Annotated in this window: 23 protein-coding genes and 1 tRNA gene; 10 read left to right on the forward strand and 14 right to left on the reverse strand. The window is 64.8% G+C overall.

Going from position 1 to position 19,231, the window contains the following annotated elements; translation table 11 throughout:
- Positions 1-116: 116 nt before the first annotated feature.
- A tRNA-Thr gene (locus IVA88_RS12785) sits at positions 117-191 on the forward strand.
- A 19-nt stretch (positions 192-210) separates the two neighbouring features.
- Here IVA88_RS12785 and IVA88_RS12790 read toward each other — a convergent pair.
- From IVA88_RS12790 to IVA88_RS12805, 4 genes are all read right to left on the reverse strand, one after another.
- A complete protein-coding gene (locus tag IVA88_RS12790) occupies positions 211-624 on the reverse strand; it encodes a GFA family protein (RefSeq protein WP_247497609.1) in 414 nt (137 codons plus the stop codon).
- A 66-nt stretch (positions 625-690) separates the two neighbouring features.
- Positions 691-1,374 (reverse strand): class I SAM-dependent methyltransferase, encoded by a 684-nt coding sequence (locus IVA88_RS12795; protein ID WP_247497610.1) that lies wholly within the window; start codon positions 1,372-1,374, stop codon positions 691-693.
- A 79-nt stretch (positions 1,375-1,453) separates the two neighbouring features.
- On the reverse strand, positions 1,454-2,173 hold the full coding sequence (locus IVA88_RS12800) for a class I SAM-dependent methyltransferase (protein WP_247497611.1): 720 nt from the start codon (positions 2,171-2,173) through the stop codon (positions 1,454-1,456).
- Positions 2,174-2,419: 246 nt separating this feature from the next.
- Positions 2,420-4,117 carry a HAMP domain-containing methyl-accepting chemotaxis protein gene (locus IVA88_RS12805; RefSeq protein WP_247497612.1) on the reverse strand — a complete coding sequence of 566 codons (1,698 nt, stop codon included), beginning with the start codon at positions 4,115-4,117 and terminating at the stop codon, positions 2,420-2,422.
- Positions 4,118-4,361: 244 nt separating this feature from the next.
- Between IVA88_RS12805 and IVA88_RS12810 the strand changes: the two genes are divergently transcribed.
- Complete coding sequence (locus IVA88_RS12810) at positions 4,362-4,553, forward strand: hypothetical protein (protein ID WP_247497613.1); 192 nt, start codon at positions 4,362-4,364, stop codon at positions 4,551-4,553.
- A 3-nt stretch (positions 4,554-4,556) separates the two neighbouring features.
- Here the strand turns inward: IVA88_RS12810 and IVA88_RS12815 are convergent, their stop codons facing one another.
- The gene (locus IVA88_RS12815) at positions 4,557-4,721 is read right to left on the reverse strand and encodes a hypothetical protein (protein WP_247497614.1); all 165 of its coding nucleotides are present in this window, start codon (positions 4,719-4,721) and stop codon (positions 4,557-4,559) included.
- A gap of 103 nt (positions 4,722-4,824) precedes the next feature.
- Between IVA88_RS12815 and IVA88_RS12820 the strand changes: the two genes are divergently transcribed.
- Together IVA88_RS12820 and IVA88_RS12825 are read left to right on the forward strand one after the other, a co-directional pair.
- Positions 4,825-5,202 carry a hypothetical protein gene (locus tag IVA88_RS12820; protein WP_247497615.1) on the forward strand — a complete coding sequence of 126 codons (378 nt, stop codon included), beginning with the start codon at positions 4,825-4,827 and terminating at the stop codon, positions 5,200-5,202.
- A 304-nt stretch (positions 5,203-5,506) separates the two neighbouring features.
- The gene (locus tag IVA88_RS12825; RefSeq protein WP_247497616.1) at positions 5,507-5,761 is read left to right on the forward strand and encodes a hypothetical protein; all 255 of its coding nucleotides are present in this window, start codon (positions 5,507-5,509) and stop codon (positions 5,759-5,761) included.
- Positions 5,762-5,839: 78 nt separating this feature from the next.
- Here IVA88_RS12825 and IVA88_RS32575 read toward each other — a convergent pair whose 3' ends face one another.
- The 4 genes from IVA88_RS32575 to IVA88_RS12845 all read right to left on the reverse strand — a co-directional run bounded on the left by IVA88_RS32575 (position 5,840) and on the right by IVA88_RS12845 (position 8,560).
- A complete protein-coding gene (locus tag IVA88_RS32575) occupies positions 5,840-6,082 on the reverse strand; it encodes a hypothetical protein (RefSeq protein WP_346657589.1) in 243 nt (80 codons plus the stop codon).
- 233 nt (positions 6,083-6,315) lie between these two features.
- Positions 6,316-7,023: an outer membrane protein gene (locus tag IVA88_RS12835; protein ID WP_247497618.1), complete on the reverse strand. Its 708-nt coding sequence runs from the start codon at positions 7,021-7,023 to the stop codon at positions 6,316-6,318.
- A 287-nt stretch (positions 7,024-7,310) separates the two neighbouring features.
- Complete coding sequence (locus tag IVA88_RS12840) at positions 7,311-7,706, reverse strand: hypothetical protein (protein ID WP_247498008.1); 396 nt, start codon at positions 7,704-7,706, stop codon at positions 7,311-7,313.
- Positions 7,707-8,146: 440 nt separating this feature from the next.
- Complete coding sequence (locus IVA88_RS12845; protein WP_247497619.1) at positions 8,147-8,560, reverse strand: hypothetical protein; 414 nt, start codon at positions 8,558-8,560, stop codon at positions 8,147-8,149.
- Between the two features lie 251 nt (positions 8,561-8,811).
- Here IVA88_RS12845 and IVA88_RS12850 point away from each other — a divergent pair, with 251 nt between their 5' ends.
- Together IVA88_RS12850 and IVA88_RS12855 are read left to right on the forward strand one after the other, a co-directional pair.
- The gene (locus IVA88_RS12850; protein ID WP_247497620.1) at positions 8,812-9,354 is read left to right on the forward strand and encodes a tetratricopeptide repeat protein; all 543 of its coding nucleotides are present in this window, start codon (positions 8,812-8,814) and stop codon (positions 9,352-9,354) included.
- A gap of 110 nt (positions 9,355-9,464) precedes the next feature.
- Positions 9,465-10,853, forward strand: a complete 1,389-nt coding sequence (locus tag IVA88_RS12855; RefSeq protein WP_247497621.1) for a serine hydrolase domain-containing protein — start codon at positions 9,465-9,467, stop codon at positions 10,851-10,853.
- Here the strand turns inward: IVA88_RS12855 and IVA88_RS12860 are convergent.
- Positions 10,840-12,417 (reverse strand): peptidase S10, encoded by a 1,578-nt coding sequence (locus tag IVA88_RS12860; RefSeq protein WP_247497622.1) that lies wholly within the window; start codon positions 12,415-12,417, stop codon positions 10,840-10,842. The two genes, IVA88_RS12855 and IVA88_RS12860, sit on opposite strands and share 14 nt — an antisense overlap.
- Before the next feature lie 256 nt (positions 12,418-12,673).
- Here IVA88_RS12860 and IVA88_RS12865 point away from each other — a divergent pair, with 256 nt between their 5' ends.
- The 3 genes from IVA88_RS12865 to IVA88_RS12875 all read left to right on the forward strand — a co-directional run bounded on the left by IVA88_RS12865 (position 12,674) and on the right by IVA88_RS12875 (position 14,697).
- Entirely contained in the window at positions 12,674-13,453 is a 780-nt protein-coding gene (locus IVA88_RS12865) for an NAD kinase (protein ID WP_247497623.1), read from the forward strand.
- Positions 13,454-13,541: 88 nt separating this feature from the next.
- Positions 13,542-14,087 carry a response regulator gene (locus IVA88_RS12870; RefSeq protein ID WP_247497624.1) on the forward strand — a complete coding sequence of 182 codons (546 nt, stop codon included), beginning with the start codon at positions 13,542-13,544 and terminating at the stop codon, positions 14,085-14,087.
- A 31-nt stretch (positions 14,088-14,118) separates the two neighbouring features.
- Positions 14,119-14,697: an Hpt domain-containing protein gene (locus IVA88_RS12875; protein WP_247497625.1), complete on the forward strand. Its 579-nt coding sequence runs from the start codon at positions 14,119-14,121 to the stop codon at positions 14,695-14,697.
- A 139-nt stretch (positions 14,698-14,836) separates the two neighbouring features.
- Here IVA88_RS12875 and IVA88_RS12880 read toward each other — a convergent pair whose 3' ends face one another.
- From IVA88_RS12880 to folE, 4 genes are all read right to left on the reverse strand, one after another.
- Positions 14,837-16,012 carry a DUF2336 domain-containing protein gene (locus IVA88_RS12880; protein WP_247497626.1) on the reverse strand — a complete coding sequence of 392 codons (1,176 nt, stop codon included), beginning with the start codon at positions 16,010-16,012 and terminating at the stop codon, positions 14,837-14,839.
- A gap of 207 nt (positions 16,013-16,219) precedes the next feature.
- Positions 16,220-17,281, reverse strand: a complete 1,062-nt coding sequence (locus IVA88_RS12885) for a lytic transglycosylase domain-containing protein (RefSeq protein ID WP_247497627.1) — start codon at positions 17,279-17,281, stop codon at positions 16,220-16,222.
- 109 nt (positions 17,282-17,390) lie between these two features.
- Positions 17,391-17,813 (reverse strand): phosphoribosyl-AMP cyclohydrolase, encoded by a 423-nt coding sequence (gene hisI / locus IVA88_RS12890; RefSeq protein ID WP_247497628.1) that lies wholly within the window; start codon positions 17,811-17,813, stop codon positions 17,391-17,393.
- 27 nt (positions 17,814-17,840) lie between these two features.
- Positions 17,841-18,533, reverse strand: coding sequence for a GTP cyclohydrolase I FolE (folE, locus tag IVA88_RS12895; RefSeq protein WP_247497629.1), 693 nt, complete (start codon positions 18,531-18,533; stop codon positions 17,841-17,843).
- Between the two features lie 240 nt (positions 18,534-18,773).
- Between folE and IVA88_RS12900 the strand changes: the two genes are divergently transcribed.
- Positions 18,774-19,229, forward strand: a complete 456-nt coding sequence (locus tag IVA88_RS12900; RefSeq protein WP_247497630.1) for an iron-sulfur cluster assembly scaffold protein — start codon at positions 18,774-18,776, stop codon at positions 19,227-19,229.
- Positions 19,230-19,231 lie beyond the last annotated feature (2 nt).

The following is a 19,231-nucleotide window of genomic DNA, read 5'->3' on the forward strand; positions in this document are numbered from 1 at the left end:
ATTCATGTTGGGTCGAGGATCGCGGGTTCTGGCACTTTCCGGTCAAGTCTGGTATTGCGGCGCGCACGGGCGGACGGCCCCGGCGTACGCCGGCCCTGCCCGCTTCTCCAGGCGTCGCCGGCTTAGCTCAGCGGTAGAGCAGCGGTTTTGTAAACCGAAGGTCGGGGGTTCAATCCCCTCAGCCGGCACCAGCTCTTGACGCGGGAGCCCTCAGTCCGAATTCTTCTGGACGCTGCTCTGCTGGAAATGCTGGGCGCCGGAGATCTCGATCCAGGTATGTTTAGATCGTTCGAAAACCGATTTGATCGGAGCGGGAAAATTCGGGTCTGCGATCACACCAACAGCAACACCGATCATCGCAGGCAGATTGTCTGCTTTCCAATAGACCGTTGAACCACAGTCGGAACAAAAATAGCTGCGGACCTTACCGCCGCATGCGGCTGTCCGGACGTACTCCTTCGCCGCTCCCGAGATCGTGACGTCCTCCGCCGGATAGAACGCACCAACACCGAACGGCGCGCCAGTTCGGCGCTGGCAGTCGATGCAATGGCAGGCAACGACGAGGTCTGATGGCCCCGGAAGCGACAGCGCAAGAGCGCCGCAACGACATCGGGCATGGATCATCGGGATTCACTCCTCCCTCGTGAGTCGGCCGGTTCCATGGTCCAGACAAAGGGAGCGCAATCCGGGCTACAATTGATCCAGCCGCCACAGCCCGAGGCTCTTGTCGCGCCAGCCGCCACCGCCCTCATCACAACGCTCGTTGATCAGCGCGCGCGGTGCCGGCCAGTCGAACGGCGCCCTCTCCATGTTCAACGCCCGCCAGTCGCCGTCCTCGCAATCCCGATTGCCGTCCCATTCGGGGAACGTCGTGACCAGCAGGAAATGCGCGCCGCTCGTGCGAAAGCCTGCAACGGCACGGGCAATGTTATCGAAGCTCAAATGCACCAGGCAGTCCCGGCACAGAATAACATCCGCGCGCGGCAGCGCATCGCGCGTGATGTCGGCAACGAGAAACCGGCCGGACAGCTCGCCGCCCGCCACGCGCCGGCGATTGGCCGCGATCAGCGACGGCACGATATCGATGCCGGTGTAGTCGAGATCCAGCTTCACGCGGCCGATCCAGCCAGCGTCGCCGCAGGGCGCATCGAGCAGCGAGCGCGCGCCGAGCCGCTGCAGCAGTGGAGGCAGCTCATCCCGGATCGCAGCCGTCGCCAGATCTTCCGAGCCGAGGCCGGAGACCGAACTGGCGGCGCCCCACAGGTTCGTCTGCTCGATCCGCTCGAACCGCGCGGCCAGATCGAGGCCGGCAAAATTCTCGCGATCGGCGACGAAGCGCTCGTGGGCGAGCACGGATGGTCGATCGGCGATCATAGGGCGGACCCCAAATCAAGATTCCGTCGCGAACACACTAGCAGTTCGGCTTCGCGTCCGAAATCGCCGGCCTCGTCCCTCAAGCCGGCTTCTGCCACTCCATGATGTGGAAAAACGGCACCCGGCGGTAACGGGCAATTCTGTCGGGATCACCGCCCGTAGGCTGCGGCTCGACGAACAGACGCAACTGGAGTCCGTGATCCAGCAGCAGCGTCATGTAGGTGCTGAGCGGACGATGCCAGTTCTGAACTCGGATGCGGCGCCAAGTCACCCAGGTCGGCCGCTCGTCCATGTAATGATCGATGATGAAGCGCAAGGCGCCATCGCCGTCACGCGTCCAGCCCTCGGGCGGACCGGCGGTGTTGAAGCTGGTCAGGTTCGCGATCAGCAGCGTACCGCCCGGCCGCAGCGCTGCCGCCATCTTCGCGATAGCTCCAGCGAGATCGGGTATGTCGATCAGGCTGAGATAGCTGACGACGAGGTCATAGGAGGCATCCACCTCCATTGTTTCGGCTCGGCCGAGCCGGTAGTCGCCCTGCGGGTCCAACTCCATGGCACGCGCGAGCAGCGCTTCGGTCGGATCGACGCCAGTAGTGCGGATGCCGGCGCGCTGCATGATGCGACAGAAGCGCCCGTCCCCGCAGCCGACGTCGAGCGCATTGCGGAAGCCTCGCCCCTCGATCCGCGCCCGCATCGGCGCGTCCAGCACGAAGCGGCGGCCATAGTCGCCGTCCTCGCCCTGCTCGACGATCCAGGCGATCGCGGATTCGGCCCAGCCGTCGCTGACATCGTCGTTCATGGGGCGACCTTCGGGAATGCATATTGGCCGCGCGCGTCGCGGGCGCGGCTACTGACCACAGATCGGATCAGAGTTCAACATGAGGTAGATTGCAGCAACGATGCGCCCGACCACCGCCAAAGAAAGGGCCAGGATCGCCGCCGGCGCGGCGACGGCCGTCGTCATGACGGCCGTGCTGCTCGTACTCGCGCTCAGTTTCCTGCTGGCAGGATAGGAGCCGCTGCGGACGAACGCCGCCGCGCAGAACTACGCGGCGCGCACCGTCCGGAGGAATTTTCCGACTTCGTCCTTCAGCCGGTTGCTGTCGGTCGCCAGCGTCTTGGCGGTGGACAGCACTTGCGAGGAGGCCGAGCCGGTCTCGGCCGCACCGCGCTGCACGTCGGTGATGTTGGTGGAGACCTGCTGGGTGCCGTGGGCGGCCTGCTGCACGTTGCGCGAGATCTCCTGGGTCGCGGCGCCCTGCTCCTCCACCGCCGCGGCAATGGTCGACGACACTTCCGAGAGCCGCTCGATCGTCGCGGAGATGTCGCGGATCGCGTTGACGGATTCCTGGGTCGCGGTCTGAATGCCGGAAATCTGCTGGCTGATCTCGCCGGTCGCCTTCGCGGTCTGCTCGGCCAGCGTCTTCACCTCGGCGGCAACGACCGCAAAGCCGCGGCCGGCCTCGCCGGCACGTGCCGCCTCGATCGTGGCATTGAGCGCCAGCAGGTTGGTCTGGCCGGCGATGGTGTTGATCAGCTCGACGACGGCGCCGATGCGCGTCGCGGCAACCGAGAGCTCGCTGACGCGCACCGTCGTGGTGCGGGCCTGGCCGACGGCCTCGCCCGCCATGCGTGCGGATTCCTGCACCTGCCGGCTGATCTCGTTGACCGAGGAGGACAGCTCCTCAGTGGCCGTCGCAACCGACTGCACGTTGCTGGTGGCTTCGCCCGACGCGACCGCGACGACCGAGGTCAGCTCTTGCGCGCGTTGCGCGGTGGTGGCCAGCGTCGAGGACGACGCTTCGAGCTCGGTGGACGCCGAGCCCACCGTCTCGATGATCTCGCCGACCGCCCGTTCGAAGCCATCGGCAAGGTTGACCATATCGCGCTTGCGCTGCTCGGCGGCCTGCTTCTCGGTTTCGACCTGCGAAGCCTTGAGGCCCTCGACCTCGATGCCGTTGGTTTTGAAGATTTCGACGGTCCTGGCCATGTCGCCGATCTCGTCGCGCCGGTCCTTCTCGGGCACCTCGGTCTTGAGATCGTTGCGGGCAAGACCTTCCATGGCGAGCTTGAGGCGGGCAATCGGCCGGGACATCGCGTTGAGACCGATGAACAGCGCGATCGCGATGCCCAGGACCAGGCCGCCGGCGCTGACGCCGATCACGGTCCAGGTCGCGGATCTGGCGTCGCGGTTGAGGGCGTCCTTGCGCTTGGCGACCGCCTGTGCGGTTTCGCCCACGAACTGGGCAATGCGCCCCAGGGCCGCATCCATCACCGGATCGCACTCCTTGTGCGCACGTTCGGCTGCCTTTGCATTCTCTTCGGGGCTGCTGGCAAGCGAGCCTGCCTTCAGCACCGGATCGCAGCCGGCGAACACGGCTTTCAACTGGTCGCCGATGCTCTTGATCTGGCTCGCACGCGTCGGATCGTCCTGCTCCGCCGCCTCCAGGAATTGACGAATCTCGTCGCGATTCTGGGTCGCGGTCTTGAGGCGGTTGGCGTTGCCCGCCTCCGTCGCCTCGGTGAAGACCGCATAGAGCGCGGCATGATAGGTCTCCGCGCGGCGCTGGGCCCGTGTCAGGTTGAGCGCCGAGGATTGCGCTGCGGAGAGCTCGGCGAAGCCGTCGACGGTCGCCGAGAGTTCGCGCGTCCCGAAGCCGGCCACGGCGACCATGGCACAGCCCATTACGGCCACGATCAGCGCGACCTTCCAGACGATTTTCAGATTGTTCAAAACGCTCATTGCAGCCGTCCCAACGATTTTCCGCCGAAGCATATTCCCAGCAGCGTGCATTGGAACTGGTGGACGTTAAGATTTGATGCCAGATATCCCGAGCAGCATTACGGAAAAACAACCTTTTGGGGTCTCCGGGTAAGCCTGGCGTAAGCCTCCGCCCTGCGGGCGCGACCTGATAGGAACCGGCCCGGAACCGGTCGCCGGCGTCAGCCGTTGTCCGTCCATGCGGATCAGGGAAGAAAACCGAAACATGTTTCTGCTGTCGACGGTCACGCTGTGCTGTGGCGCCGTGGCTGGCGCAGTTGCGCTGTTCGAGCCGACACTGGGGCGGGCTCCGGCAAGGCAGATGGCCGAAAGGACGCCGATCGACGTGACCGCGCCGACACAGGTTCGGGTGGTCGGGGCGCCGTTTGAGCCCAACGTCAATCCGCGGGAGCGGTAGCGCTCACCTCGGCGAGACTTCATTGCCCTCTTCGGGCCGTCCCTGCTCGCGCACCAACTCTTCCACGAACGCGATCACCTCCGCCCGTTTGTCCGGCGGGAGCGACAGGAACGCGCGGACGAGTCTCAAGCCCTCCGCCTCGGCCGAATGGTCTGCTTTGGCATCCATTCCCCACTGTCGGGCGGCCGGGAAAAATATGCAATCCCCACCCGAACACCCTTCTTGATTCGGCCGGCCAGCTTTGCTGGAATAGGTGCAACAGGGGTGCACCATGAAGTGGATCGCGGAACGCGACGCGCTGATCGCGCAGACAATGGCCTTCGTCCAATCGGTAACCGGCAAAAAGGATGATCTGCATCCACCGGAGATCCCGATGGCGGCAGCGGCCGGACCGGTGCAGATCGTCACCGTCAACACCGTCGTCGAGGCCGAGCCATTCCAGGCAGCTCCGCCGCCTCAGCCCCTCCCTCTCCCGCCGCCCCGGGTGGCGAGCCACGACGTCCGCACCGAGATGCACGCCCGCATCGCCAATTTCCGCAAGCATCAGGAGCGGTTCGAGCGCGAACGCGAGGAATATTGCGCGGCCACCCTGACCAAACTGCGCGCCGGCATCCGCGACGCCTCCCCCCGTCCCCCGGCTGAAAAGTAAAGCCCGGCCTGCCGTCGCGGGCCTAAAGCCAGGACCACACCAGCCAGAGATTGGCCGCGCAGGCGCCGAACAGGGCCAGCGTCAGGGGCAGCAGCATGTGCCCGCAAGAGGTTTTCAGGTCGGTCGTCATGACCGAAAACATCCGCTGATTCCGCCAACCGAGTCCCGGGGATTCTTTTTTTCGGGATTCAGGACTCGTTAAGGACTCACGGCCCGGCGGCCTCGATCACGGCCGCGTGATCGACCGGCTGATCGGAACCCTCTTCCCGCAAAGTCGTTAACGCGCTTTCCGGGAGCGGGAAGAATGCCGTACGCGCTGTTTTGCAACGACGCCCAGATCAGCAAAGCCTACCCGAGCGATTCCGATGTCTGGAAGCTCGCGCAGCGGAGTGGCCTCGTGGTGGATGTCAGTGCCGACGACGATCGCCCCGGGCCACGCCGGGTGCTCGACAACGATTACGAGATCAAGCCGTGCCGCGCCGCACAGGGCGAGGACCCCGCCAGGAACAAGGCCGAGGCCGACAGCCAGGCCAGGATGGAGCTCGAGCTGAATTCGTGAGGTCCGGCCGGAAGCCGGGAAGTCGGAGCCAAGAAACTCTGAGGCGAAAATCTCGGGCCGAAAATCTCGGGCGAAATCTCAGGGCGTCGCGGTCGCCAGCGAGGCCTGCTCGCCAGCCAGAGCCACGCAGGCCCTCCGGCGATGCAGCCCACGGATCGCGCCGGTGACCTTCAGCACCTTGCCGGAGGGGCAAGAGACGTCCTTGACGAAGGCGACCTCATAGGGTGCCAGCATCAGAGGCTCGGATTTGAGGATTGTTTGGGCAGAGCACGGCAAACCGACCAAGCACGAGAGCGCCACTGCCGACACCAAGATACGCATGTCCGTCGTCCCACCTGCCCGTAATTCTCATATAACGCTTTCCGGAGCGCGAGTTCCGTAAGCGGGAAGAATTATTTTTGCTTTACTCGAGCCCCATGACGCGCGTGAGAAGGCGCCCGCCGAAACGTTTGCTAGCAAATGACGCGCCAGATGGTTCACGCAATGCAAACAGCTGGCAAACGAAAGGCCGGGAAGAGCCGGCCTTTGTCAGATCCAGGTTTGCTGCCGGCGGCTCAGTAGCGTGAGGCCGACGGACCGCCCCAGCCGAAGCGGTAATTCACGCCGACCTTGACGGTATGCTCGTCTTCCCGTCCGCGGACGCCGACGATGTCGGCCGGGCCGGAGGTGAAGGTCGTGCTGCCAAAGTTGTAGTACTGGTACTCGGCCTTGGCCGACCAACTCGGCGCGAACATGTATTCGAGGCCGGCGCCGACGGTATAGCCGTCCTTGCTATTGCCGGTCGCGGTGAAGGCCTGTGGCACGCCGGCGATGTTCACGCCGAGGCCGCCATTGCGCCAGGCATAACCGCCCTTGGCGTAGAGCAGGGCCGGTCCCCAGGTGTAGCCGATGCGGCCGGTCACCGAGCCGAGCTGGTCGGTGTTGGAGGTCACCTGCGTGCCCAGCGGGAACGTGGCACCGTTGTTGTTGGTCGGCAGCCAGGAATACTGGGCCTCGACACCCACGACCCAGTTGGGCGCGAACTGGTAGTCGAAGCCGCCCTGCACGCCGCCCAGGAAGCGGGCGTCGCTCGACTGGAAGCTGCTGTCGCCGGCGAAGGCGCCGCCGACATGGCCGCCGATGTAGAAACCGGTCCAGTTGTAGATCACCTGCGGCGGCGTAGCGGCGGGAGCCTTGGTGTAGGTGCGCGCCTGCATGTCGGCTGCTGCAGCCGGCGCGGCCAGCGCAAGCAGGGCGACTGCGCCCAGCAAAATCGTCTTCATGATCATCCCCGTTCTTTCATTTACAACACTCAGGAAACAACGTGGCGTGAATTGGGTTGCTTCGCGGCGATGCCGGAACGTTGATCGTTCGTTACTGTGACGGAGCGGCAACAAGGCGATTTTGTTCCGTCAAATGGGCTTGTGCCGACTGCTTTTCGTCGCCTGCGCAAGACTGCCGTAGCAATCTGTCGCAAGGCGAAACCACCCCGTTCAAAGCTCGCCGAAAGTTGATCTGCCAGCTCCGGCGGCCTTTGTCCTATCACCAGCCGATGAAGGCGGACTTTGCGCTACCGCGCCATCTTTTCCAGTTCCGGAAAGGGTACGTAAACCGCGCCCGCGCACAGCTCGCTGGCTTTGTCGATGACACGATCGGCCCGGCCGTTGACGAAGATGACGGCGCGCTCACGCATGGTCTTGTAGCTGCCGTCGGTCTCGCGTGGGGTGAAGTGCAGGCAGCTGACATAGAATTGCCGGCCGCCAACCTCGCGCTGCACCGGCTCGGCCATGCTGGCCTCGCGCACGCCGACCGGATTGTTCAGATAGGCGCGCATCAGGGCCAGCGTGTCGCCGCGGAAATTGTCCGGGAACGGCTGCGGACCTCCGGCTTGGGTCCCTTCCATCAGAGACGGGCGATCACCGTCGCTGCCGAAACATCCCGTGAGCGCCAGCGGCAATGTCAGGATCGAAGCCAGGGTCAACGCCAAGCTCACCGCGCGTTTCGCCAGTCGCCGCACAGCTTACGCTCTCCGCTCGATCAGTCTCGGAGACGTTCAGCTCCAAGGTTGCAATGACGCATGTCTACCGGTGTTTTGCCCGACGAGTCAAACGGCTTCGCAAAATCCGCAGAGCCGCCTCCGTCAATCCATTGATTTATCTAGCACCGGCTACCGTGCATGAGGTTGTTTTCGAGGTCTTGTTTGCGGCCGCCAAAATTGGCAGTCAAAACTTGCGCAGTCAAACTTTCGCAAGTTCAGACTTTCGGAAGTTGCTTGCGGGCTTCAGCATAGTCGTACCGGCCCGCCGCCAGCACCTCGCGCTTTCGCGCAAGGCGTGACGGCGGGCCGGGCCTGAATTCCTTACGCGGCGGCGGGGCAATGCTGGAAGCCGCCGCGCGGGTTAGGCGTTAGCTGCGCTTGTCCATCGTGGCCGGCTTGGTCACCTCCGGCTGCGCCTTCAGCGACTTCTTCGCTGCCAGGTGCTTGTGGTGGTGGCGATGCGTGCGCACGGTCTTGTGCTCGTCCGGCGTGACCGCGGCGTTGGCGTTCATCGCCTTCGACTTGGTGTCCAGCTTGGCGCCCGCCTTGATATCGGTAGACTTGACGTCGGCGGCCTTGGCATTGGAAGCCTTGACGTCAGAGGCCTTCGCATCGGCCTTGACGCCGGCCTCGGGTTTGGCGGCGGTGGTCGACACCTTGGTCTGGCTCTGGTCCGCCTTGATCACCGGCGTGGTCGTGGTGGTCTTGCCGACCTCGGCGGCGAAAGCCGGGGCTGCGATCACGGAAGCTGCGAGCAAGGCTGCGGAAATGGTCTTCAACATGGTTGGTCTCCTCTTGGAAGGATCTTGAGGCGGCACCCTCTCGCCAAACCCTAGATCGTAGGTGAGAGCCTAGGCGCGGCGCACTGAACCCAATCTGAAGCCCATCGCAGGCTTCCGTTCATCTCCATGACAAGTTTGTCATCTGCGGCAGGGCGAATAGACCGGGCCGGCCGGGAATGTTTTTGCCCGCCGGGTGTTCCGGTCTCTGGGCAATCGTGTAGGATCGCCACATTCCATACGGGAGAACTTGGATGCGAAAACTCTCAACGCTTCTTGTGCCGGGGCTTGTCGCCATGACATTGGCGGCCGGGCCGGCTCTGACCAGCGCCTATGCCGCAGGTGGCGACACCCCCTCCTCGCCGCCGGCGTCGGACACCTCGACCAAGAAGGGCAAGAAGAAGAGCTCCTCCGTCAGCGATCCGAAATTCCTTGCCGCCTATCGCACCGCCTACACGACGGTCTACGACAATCACGACTACACGGGCGCGATCGGCCAGCTGAAGTCGCTCAAGCGCGACGACGTCGCCGACGTCGCCAATTTGATCGGCTACTCCTATCGCAAGCTCGGCGACTACCGATCGTCGAAGGTCTATTACGAGCTTGCCCTAAAGGACGATCCGAACCACGTCCGCACCTGGCAGTATTACGGCCTCTGGCAGCTCGAGCAGGGCAACCGCGAGCAGGCACAGTATCACCTGAACAAGATCGCCTCGCTCGCCGGCATCGACAGCTCCGAGTATCGCTCGCTTGCCACCGCGCTCGACAAGCCGACCGGCGCAACCCTCGTCTATTAAAGACATTGCATCTTCTAACGAGGCGAACGGGCACAACCTCAGGGTTGTGCCCATTCTGCGTTCTCGGCTAGCTTGCCCACCAATCCACCCCCCTCGCCAATTGGTGCGCAATGGATAAATGGCTGCGATCCGCGATCGACTACATCGGCTCCTGGATCGAATTCCAGCAGACGACGTTTCAACAGCCCGGCGTCATCCTAGCGATCGCCCATCGCGGCGAAATTGTCGCCGAACACGCGTTCGGCGTTGCCAATCTCGACACCGGCGAGAAGCTCACCCCGCGCCACCGCTTCCGCATCGCTTCGCACTCCAAGAGCTTCACCTCGGCCGGCATCATGAAGCTGCGCGAGCAGCACAAGCTCCGGCTCGACGATCCCGTAGGCCAACATGTCGCCGGCCTGCATCCGCACGTCGCCGAAACGACGATTGCGCAAGTGCTCTCGCACAGCGCAGGACTGACGCGCGACGGCGCCGATTCCGGCCAGTTCATCGACAGCCGTCCCTATCTCGACGCGAGCGAGCTGCTCGCGGAATTGAAGCTGCCGACCGCGATCGAGCCGGGCACGCGCTTCAAATATTCCAATCACGGCTTTGGCCTGATCGGTCTCGTGATCGAGGCCGTGACGAAGGAGCCCTACCCGGTCTGGATCAAGCGCGAGATCATCGAACCCGCGGGCCTGCGTGAGACCGAGCCGGACGCGCCGCTTCCCAAGGGCGCGTCGTTCGCGCGCGGTCACACCCGCAAGCTGCCGTACGGGGAGCGATGCGTGATCCCCGGCGACAATCCCGCGCACGCCATGGCATCCGCCGCCGGCTTCGTCGCGACCGCCGCCGATACGGCCCGCTTCTTCGCGCAGCTCGCGCCCAATGCAAAAAAGAGCGTGCTATCGGTCGCGAGCCGCCGCGAGATGACGCGAAACCATTGGCGCGTCCCGCAAAGCTTCGAAGGCTATTACGGCCTCGGCGTCAACGCCGGCAAGACCGACGGCTGGGACTGGTTCGGCCATGGCGGCGGCTTTCAAGGGTACATCTCCCGGACCTGCTCCATCCCCGCTTGCGAGCTCGCGATCAGCATGCTCAGCAACTCCATCGACGGCGCGGCGCCTTTCTGGATGGACGGCGCGATGCAGATCTTGCGCGTCTTTCAGACTCGAGGCGCACCCGACCGCCGCGTGCGCGACTGGACGGGGCGCTGGTGGACGATCTGGGGCGCGACCGATCTGGTGCCCGCGGGCAACCGCGTGCTGGTCGCCAATCCCCAGTTCAACAACCCGTTCATGGACGCCGCCGAGATCGAGGTCACCGGCCGCGACACCGGCAAGCTCGCCTGGGCCGTCGGTTATTCCAGCCACGGCGAGCCGGTGCGCCGCGTCCGCGACAGACGCGGGAGGATCAGCGACGTCTGGCTTGCGGGCGCCAACATCAAGCCTGCGGCCGTCGTAGCGCGCGAGATCGCGCGGAGATACAAGCCGCGCAAGCGACGGCCTACTCCCGAATGAGAGTCTCCACCTCGCTCCGCAACGCCTGGCGCGAGCCGTCGCGCGAATAGAACATGTGGCCGCCGGGATAGGCGACGAACTTGACCCGCTGTGTTGCGAAGGCCGGCAATTGGTCGAGCACCCGCTTCGATCCGAAATAGGGCGTGGCGAGATCGAACAGGCCGTGCGCGACCAGCACGTTCAGCTTCGCATCCGTGGCGAGGATCTGGCGCAGTTCGGATACCGACTGCGGCGGATTGATGCCGCGGCCGAAATCCCAGTGGCCTTCGACGGCGCCGTTCAGGACCTCGTAGGAGCCGTCCGGCCGCCACTTGAGCTTGCGCGAGAGGACATCGACCGCGGCACTCGTCAGCGGCGCCTGCAGCGCATCGCCGGAGGGATCACCGAACCGCGAGCTGCTCGAATCCGGATAGGGATCGAAGCCGCGCACCGAGGCATCGTAGCGCCCGGTCACCTTGCCGTTCCTGCGGTCGAACTCGCGGCGGAATTCGCCAACGTCGAAGCGGCCGGCAAGCCGGCGGCTCACCGCCTGGTCAATGCCGGTGAGCTCGGCGACCTCGTCGGCAAGACGATTGGTCGCCTCCTTGTCCGCCTCGCCCTTGACGAGGTCAGCCAGAAATTCGCCGCGCGCGTAAGCTTCGACGTCGGCAAGATCAGCGTGCTTGATGGCCCCCTTGACCGCTCCCTTGGCCTCGCGCGCCACCGCGACATAGCTTGGCAGCGTCGCGACATATTGCAGGAGACTGGTGCCGGTGAACTCGCGGAAGTCCAGGAGCGGCGACACCAGGATCAATCCCCTGACGCCGACGCCGTGCTGGAGCTGCAACTGGCGCACGACCTTCGGTCCGCGAATGCCGCCATAGCTTTCGCCGGCGACGTATTTCGGCGAGGTCAGCCGGTCGTGCTTCTCGAGCCAGCGGCGGATCACCAATGCGATCGAATTGACGTCGCCGTCGACGGAGTAGAACGATTTGCGCGCATCCTCGCTGCTCGCGACAAAGCGGCTGTAGCCGGTGCTGACGGGATCGATGAAGACGAGATCGGTGAAATCGAGCCAGGTCTCCGCGTTCGGCTTCACCTCGGGCGAGGCGGACGGCGACAGCGCTTCGCCATCGAGCGGCAGTCGCCATGGCCCGGCCGCGCCGAACTGGAGCCATGCCGACGACGCACCGGGCCCGCCGTTGAACAGAAAGGTCACGGGGCGCGTCGCACGGTCGGCGCCGTCGAGCTCATAGGATGTATAGGCGATGTCGGCCAGCGGCTCGCCCTTGCCGTCGAACACGCGGATCGAACCGGCGGTCGCAGCGAAATTGAGGGTGCGGCCGGGAAGATCGAGCGTCTGCTTCGTGGTCGAATCCGACGGAAGCCGGTGCGGCTCGGCGGATGACGATGAATTCTGCGACGCGCTTTGTGCGCCGCCGCGTCCGCCCTTCTGTCCGGCTGGGGCCGCCGCCTCGGCGCGCGGCTGCGGCGGATCGTCCGCGCGCGCAAATCCGGCGAATGCGAATGCTGACACCGCCAGCACCAGGGTCGCGCGGCGCAGCGCCGGCATAGTCGTAGTCATGATCGTTCTCCCTGCCCGGCTGCGAGAACCGGTGCGGATCGCAAGAGTAGCGCGGAATTGCGACGGTTTGGGGGATCATGGGTCCAGCGGTGCCTGAAGAGCCCGGTTGGGCACAAATCGACCCGGTTTCGTCCTCAAATCAGGATGGACAGTTGCCGGTCTCCGGTGAAGGGCGGTCATCCTCGACAATCGAGGTCCAGATCGTTAGACGAGCCCGGCGGAACTTTCTCCAGCCAGCGGCCCTGCCCCGGAAGCCATGACCAAGCCAGCGCGATACGACCGGATCGCCTTCGTCGCCAGCCCGAGCAACGAGGCGCAAGCCGCCTTCGGCCAGCTCACAGGGGACTATGGCAATTGCGACCCGAAGGACGCCGACATCGTGGTCGCACTTGGCGGCGACGGGCTCATGCTCCAGACGCTGCATCAGCACATGCATACGGGCAAGCCGATCTACGGCATGCACCGCGGGACCGTCGGCTTCCTGATGAACGAGTACTCGACGGTCGATCTTCGGGCCCGTCTCGAGGCGGCGCAGGAATCCGAGATCAACCCGCTCCTGATGCGCGCGACCGACGCCAACGACCGGGTCCACCTGCATCATGCCATCAACGAGGTCGCCCTGTTCCGGCAGACCTACCAGGCCGCGCGCCTGCGGATCCTGATCGACGAACGCGAGCGCATGTCCGAGCTGATCGCCGACGGAATCATGGTGGCAACGCCGGCCGGCTCGACCGCCTACAATCTGTCCGCCCAGGGACCCATCCTGCCGATCAACGCCGCGCTCCTGGCGCTGACGCCGATCAGCGCCTTCCGCCCGCGACGCTGGCGCGGCGCGCTGCTGCCGAACACGGCTTATGTCGTGATCGAGGTGCTGGAGGGCGACAAGCGCCCCGTGGCGGCGGTCGCCGACCACGACGAGGTGCGCGACGTCCGCCGCGTCGAGGTGCTGTCCGACAGGACCATCTCGATGTGCATGCTGTTCGACCCCGGTCACAGCCTGGAAGAGCGCATCCTGCGCGAGCAGTTCGGCTCCTAAGCCGCCTCGCCGGACGGCCGATCGCAACCCTTCATTAACTCCCGGCGAGATATGGTTAACGAAAGTTGATCGCTTCGGCCCGGGCTCCATGTTCCGCATTGATTTCAACAAGCTGCGTTTCCTCGTCTGCGACGACAATCCGCACATGCGCCGCATCCTGCGGACGCTGCTGCATTCCTTTGGCGCGCGTGAAGTCTACGAGGCCGAGGACGGCGCCACGGCGCTGGAAATGTACAGCCATTACGTGCCCGACATCGTCATCACCGACTGGGCGATGCCGATCTTCGACGGGCTCGAGCTGGCGCAGATGATCCGGCAGCCGGAATCCAAGGGCAATCCTTACGCGCCGATCATCATGCTGACCGGCCATTCAGAGAAGCGCCGCGTCACGGTCGCGCGCGATGCCGGCGTCACCGAATTTCTGGCCAAGCCGATCTCGGCCAAGGCGCTCTATCAGCGCATCCTCAACGTGGTTGCCAGTCCCCGCCCGTTCATCAAGACCAAGACCTATTTCGGCCCGGACCGGCGCCGCAACACCAACTCCGCGTATATGGGCCCCGAGCGCCGCGTCGGCGAGAAGCACGAGGTGCTGCAGCAGCCCTCTCTGCTCGACAAGGCCCGCTCCTCCATCTAGCGCAACGTCTCTCACGATCGAGGCCGATATCATGGCGAAGAACAGCGCAAGAGACATCGAGATCACGGCCTTCGCCACGCACCAAATCATCACGCAGCCCAATCCGCTGCGGTCGGTCCTGCGTCGTGTCGAAGAGAAGGACATAGATGATCCGATTGGCCGCGCCGAACAGGCGCTCGCGGGCCTCGCTGGCGAGTTCAAGGACTGGATGGCGACCGAGATCAACCGGCTGTCGGCCGCCTATGTCGCCATTCGGCACGACGGCTTCACCAAGGACAGGCGCGACGAGCTGTTCCGCGCCGCGCACGACATCAAGGGCGATGCGGCGACCTTCGGCTATCCGGCGGCGGCGGGAGTAGCTGAAAGCCTATGCCGCGTCATCGAGCACGCGCCCGATCTGGAAAAGGTGCCGGCCGAACTGTTCACGCACCACATCAACGCCATCCTCGCCATCGTGCACGAGAACACCAGGCTCGACAGCATCAGCGTCTCCGCCGAGCTCAGCCGGCGCCTGCGCAAGGTGGCCGACGATTATCTCGCCCGCGTCAACAGCGACCGCCCCGACCATCTCGAGGTGATCCTGGCGCCGAGCATCGCGCCGGCGGGGTAAGCATAGGCGTCGTTCCGGCGAAGGCCGGAACCCATAACCACCGGCGGAAATTGTTGCAAAAGGCAACGGCTATCTCGCTCCGATTGCGAGACCTCGCCGGATGGGCCCCGGCCTTCGCCGGCGCGACACAAGCTACGATTCAGGCCGCAATCAGATCGTCATAGACCGGACCAACCGCCTCGTCCGCGATGAGCTCGTCGCAGAACAGCCTTGCCTCTTCGCGCGCGGATTCGGTGGCGAAGCGGCGCAGCAGGACCATCAACGGCTCGGTCGCGCCGCGGTCGGTCTCGCAATGAGTGAGTACACGCTCGACCATGCGGCGGCGCAGCCGCGCCGCATTGTCGTCGCTGTCGACGAAGCCTTGCTCGTGGCAGGCATCGAGCGCGACCTGGAAGGCCGCAAACGTCGCCTCGGGAAGCCCGGCACGGCGGAGCAGCGCGTGCAGGCTATTGCCGCCGCGATCGTGCAGCAGCGCGGACACGCGTGCCAGCGGCAGGTCGGCGAGTTCAGCCAGCGCCGCATCGAACAGGTCGAGATTGCTGGATAGCAGCGCGCGCAGAACAAGACCCGCGGTGAGCTGGCCGGTGATGCGCAGGTGCCGAACAAGACCTTGCATGTCTTCGCCGCGCGAGCGCGCCGCGATGTTCATGGTGGAGCGGTCACGCGCCTCGGTCGCGATGCGCTCGGCGCGGTCGGCATTCAGCCAGTTCCTGGCCACGACGAATTGCGCCAGCGTCTCGGAGAGTTTCGCAACCAGCGCGGCACGCGTTGCGGACGGCAGATCCTCCAGCACCAGCATCGCCTCGCGGATCGCGGCGAGATGGCCGTGACGCTCGACGATGCGATCCCAGGAGAACGGCGCAAGCTCGGCATGAGGATTTTCGATCAGCTCGAGCGCTGCCGCCGCGCAGCCGACTTCGGCAATGGCGGCGCAGACCGATACCGGCAGCGCGATGCGGCGGGCGACCGCGCACTGCACCTCGTCGTTGCCGGTGGCGACGATATCGACGAGATCGGCGTCGATCAGCAGCGGAGAATGTTCGAGCACGGGCAACGCGACGGTCGGCTGGTCCGCCGACAGCGCCCGCATGATCGCGGCCGGCGCCTCAGTGCTGCGCGCAAAAGCCTCGGCCATCGCCTGCCGCACCAGCGGCGAGGGATCGTCGAGCAGCATCAGAAGCGCGCCTTCAGCGGCAATCCGGTCGTCATGGGAAAGGTCGGAGATCAGCCAGGCCCGGGCCAGCGCCCGCGTTGCCTCGGCCCGCTCGCCGGCAGGCGCCGTCCTGATCCAATTGATGAACTGCCGAACAATCATGGTGCTTCCGGCTTACGCAACGAAGACGAAGCGGTGACGGCTTGTCACCTGCAACACAAAATAAACCACGACGCTTAACAAAGCGTTCACCATAACTGGCTGGTTTTATTGACGTTTTGTTAAGGGAACAAAGGCCGCGCGGTCACACGCCGAGCTCTGCGCAGCAGCGTTTCACACTGCGACGCGTCCGGGACACGAGAGCGCGTATCAGCTTGAGAACGTGCCGCTGCGATCACTGAAGAGATCGAGCGGCTGCGGCGGCCGCACGTCGGGCGTTGCCGATGCGACGGAGGTCAGCCAGGCGTTGTTGCCCCACAGTTTCTGCACGGTCGTCGAGACCGGCTGGGTGGCATCGCCAGGCTGATAGATCGAGCGAAACACCGGCGTGCTCGGTGCATTGTCCGCGACCGTGGTTGGCGCCGTCGCGCTGACTGGCGTCACCGCGCGTGCGTTCGGAAAGGTCTGGAGATACGCGGCATTGTCGATCAGCGGCACGGCAGGCTGTACGCCGTTGGCGCTCGCGACCTGCGTGGTCGACGGCGTGCCACCATACATCGCCATCGCGCTCCGGGTCACCTTCGAGTTTGCAGCGCTCGCATAGCGCGCGTCCAGTACCGAATAGACCTCGGAGACGCTGCGGGCGCGGCCGTCCTTGGCGTAGAAGATCGAGCGATTGGCGGACGCCGCGTTGGGAAACAACCGCGCACCGACCGCTTGCGGATTGTCCTCGGCATTGGCGATCAGCTTGGCGGCGCCGCCGACGCCCATGAAATGCGCCATATAGAGTTCGCTGTCGCTCGGCCTGCGGCCGAGCAGGCCGGTGAGCTTGAAGCTGTTCGACTGCGTCAGCGCCGCCGCCATGCTGGATGCGGCTTCCGGATCGTCGCGCAGCTTCATGATCGACCGCTTCATCACCGGATCATCGACGGTGTAGGTGCCCGACGAGCTCTTGCTGATGGCGTCGGCATAGCTGCCATAGCCGAGCTGGGTGCCCGCCTCCTTCACCGTGCCGAGCCAGGTCTGGTCGATGAACTGGTAGAGCCCGTGCGCCGACGATGTGGTGGCACCGGCCTTCGGATCGAAATCCGATTCCATCTTGGCGGTCGTCAGCATGTATTGGAAGCTAACGCCCGCGACGTTCGAGGCCTGCTTGATCGCGCCGGCGACGCGTGCCCGCGACGGATCGAGAACCGCCGTCTGCGAGGCACTGGAATTGTCAACCGACATGATGAAGTGCCCGCCCCGCGCGGCGTTGAGCGGCGCCGGCAATTCGGCGCACTGTCGTCTTACCGTGGGACAGGTATGGTTAATGCGGGGTTAATCGGAGGGATGCCGTCATTCCGGGGCGTGCGTCGCGCGAGCCCGGAATGATGGCGAGTTATTTCTTGTACACCGCATCCGGATCGAACAGCCGCTCCGCATCGACGAAGATGAGCCTGGCGCCGCCGTCTTCGGCCTCGACCTTGCGATAGAAGCAGGACCGGCGGCCGGTGTGACACGCCGCGCCGATCTGCTCGACACGGATCCACACCGCATCCTGGTCGCAATCGGTGCGGATCTCGACCACACGTTGGGTCTGACCCGACGCCTCACCTTTTCGCCATAAGGCATTGCGCGAGCGGCTGAAGTACCAGGCCTCGCCGGTCGCGATGGTCTTGCGCAACGCCTCGTCATTCATGTGCGCGACCATCAGCACGTCGCCCGTGGCAACGTCGGTCGCGACGACCGTCACGAGGCCGGCCGCATCGAACCTGGGAAGGAAGGCGAGACCTTCCTCGGTCTCATGGGAGTGAGCGGACACAACGCCCTCGCCGGTCTGTTCGCGAGGTCAGCGCTGCAGGCCTCGCACCAGGGACAGAAAACGGGCCTGCTCCGCCGGATTGTCGCGGAACATGCCGGTGAAGCGGCTGGTGAAGGTGGAGGCGCCATGCTTGGCGACGCCGCGCACCGACATGCAGGTATGCTCAGCCTCGATCAGCACGGCAACGCCGCGCGGCTTGAGGCTCTCGTCGATCGCCGCCGCGATCTGCGCGGTCATGTGCTCCTGGGTCTGCAGCCGGCGGGCGAAGATGTCGGTGAGGCGCGCAAGCTTCGACAGGCCGACCACGCGTTCCACCGGCGTGTAGGCGATGTGCGCCTTGCCGTAGAACGGCATCATGTGATGCTCGCATTGCGAGGTGAACTCGATGTCGCGCACAAGGACGAAATCATCATAGCCGGCGGTCTCGCCGAAAGTACGGTCGAGCACCTCGGCGGGGCACTGGTGGTAGCCCTGATAGAGTTCGTCGAAAGCCTCGACCACGCGGCGCGGCGTGTCGAGCAGGCCCTCGCGGTTGGTGTTCTCGCCGATATAGGCGAGCAGCGTCTTCACCGCCGCTTCCGCCTCGGCGCGCGCCGGGCGCGGCTGGTCCGCGCGGACGGCGGCGGCGAGGAATTCGGAAGGATCAAGCTCCGCCGGACGGCTCTCGGGCTGCCGGTCGGAGGGCTTGTTGGGACGGATGGATTTGATTGTGGCGTCCATGTCTACTCCGTTCGACGGCCTTGCGGCCGGAGTGTCACCGGCAGACGGGGGCGGCGAACCGCCGAACGCCTGTAGAGAACGTTTTGACGAAAAAGGCTCTTGGGTCAGTACGCTGGCAGCGCAGATCTGAAAGACCGCCGGCGCACCGCTGGGCTGTTTTTCCGCCAGTTCCACCACTATATAGGACCATGGACGCCGCCCGCCAAGGCCGATCGGCGAGGAAGTGCTGGACTCCATCACATGCTGAACGACATTTATAACAAGCGGATCATCGAACTGGCCGGGAATATTCCGCGGCTCGGACGGTTGTCGGATCCCGATGCCACCGCGACCGCCCACTCCAAGCTGTGCGGCTCGACCGTCAAGATCGACCTCAAGATGGATGGCGACACGGTCACCGACTTCGCCCATGACGTGAAGGCCTGCGCGCTGGGACAAGCCTCTTCGTCCATCATGGCAAGTCAAATCGTCGGATCGACTGCGAGCGAACTCCGTGAGTTACGCGAAACTGTTCGCAAGATGCTGAAGGAGAACGGCGCGCCTCCTCAAGGCAAATGGGAAGAGATCAAGTTCCTCGAGCCGGTCCGCGACTACAAGGCGCGCCACGCCTCGACGCTCCTGACCTTCGATGCCGTGGTCGATGCCATCGGTCAGGTCGAAGCGAAGGCGAAGCAGCCGGTTGCGGCGCAAGGCTAATT

Origin of the sequence: Bradyrhizobium sp. 149 (assembly GCF_023073915.1) — a bacterium.
Lineage (GTDB): Bacteria > Pseudomonadota > Alphaproteobacteria > Rhizobiales > Xanthobacteraceae > Bradyrhizobium.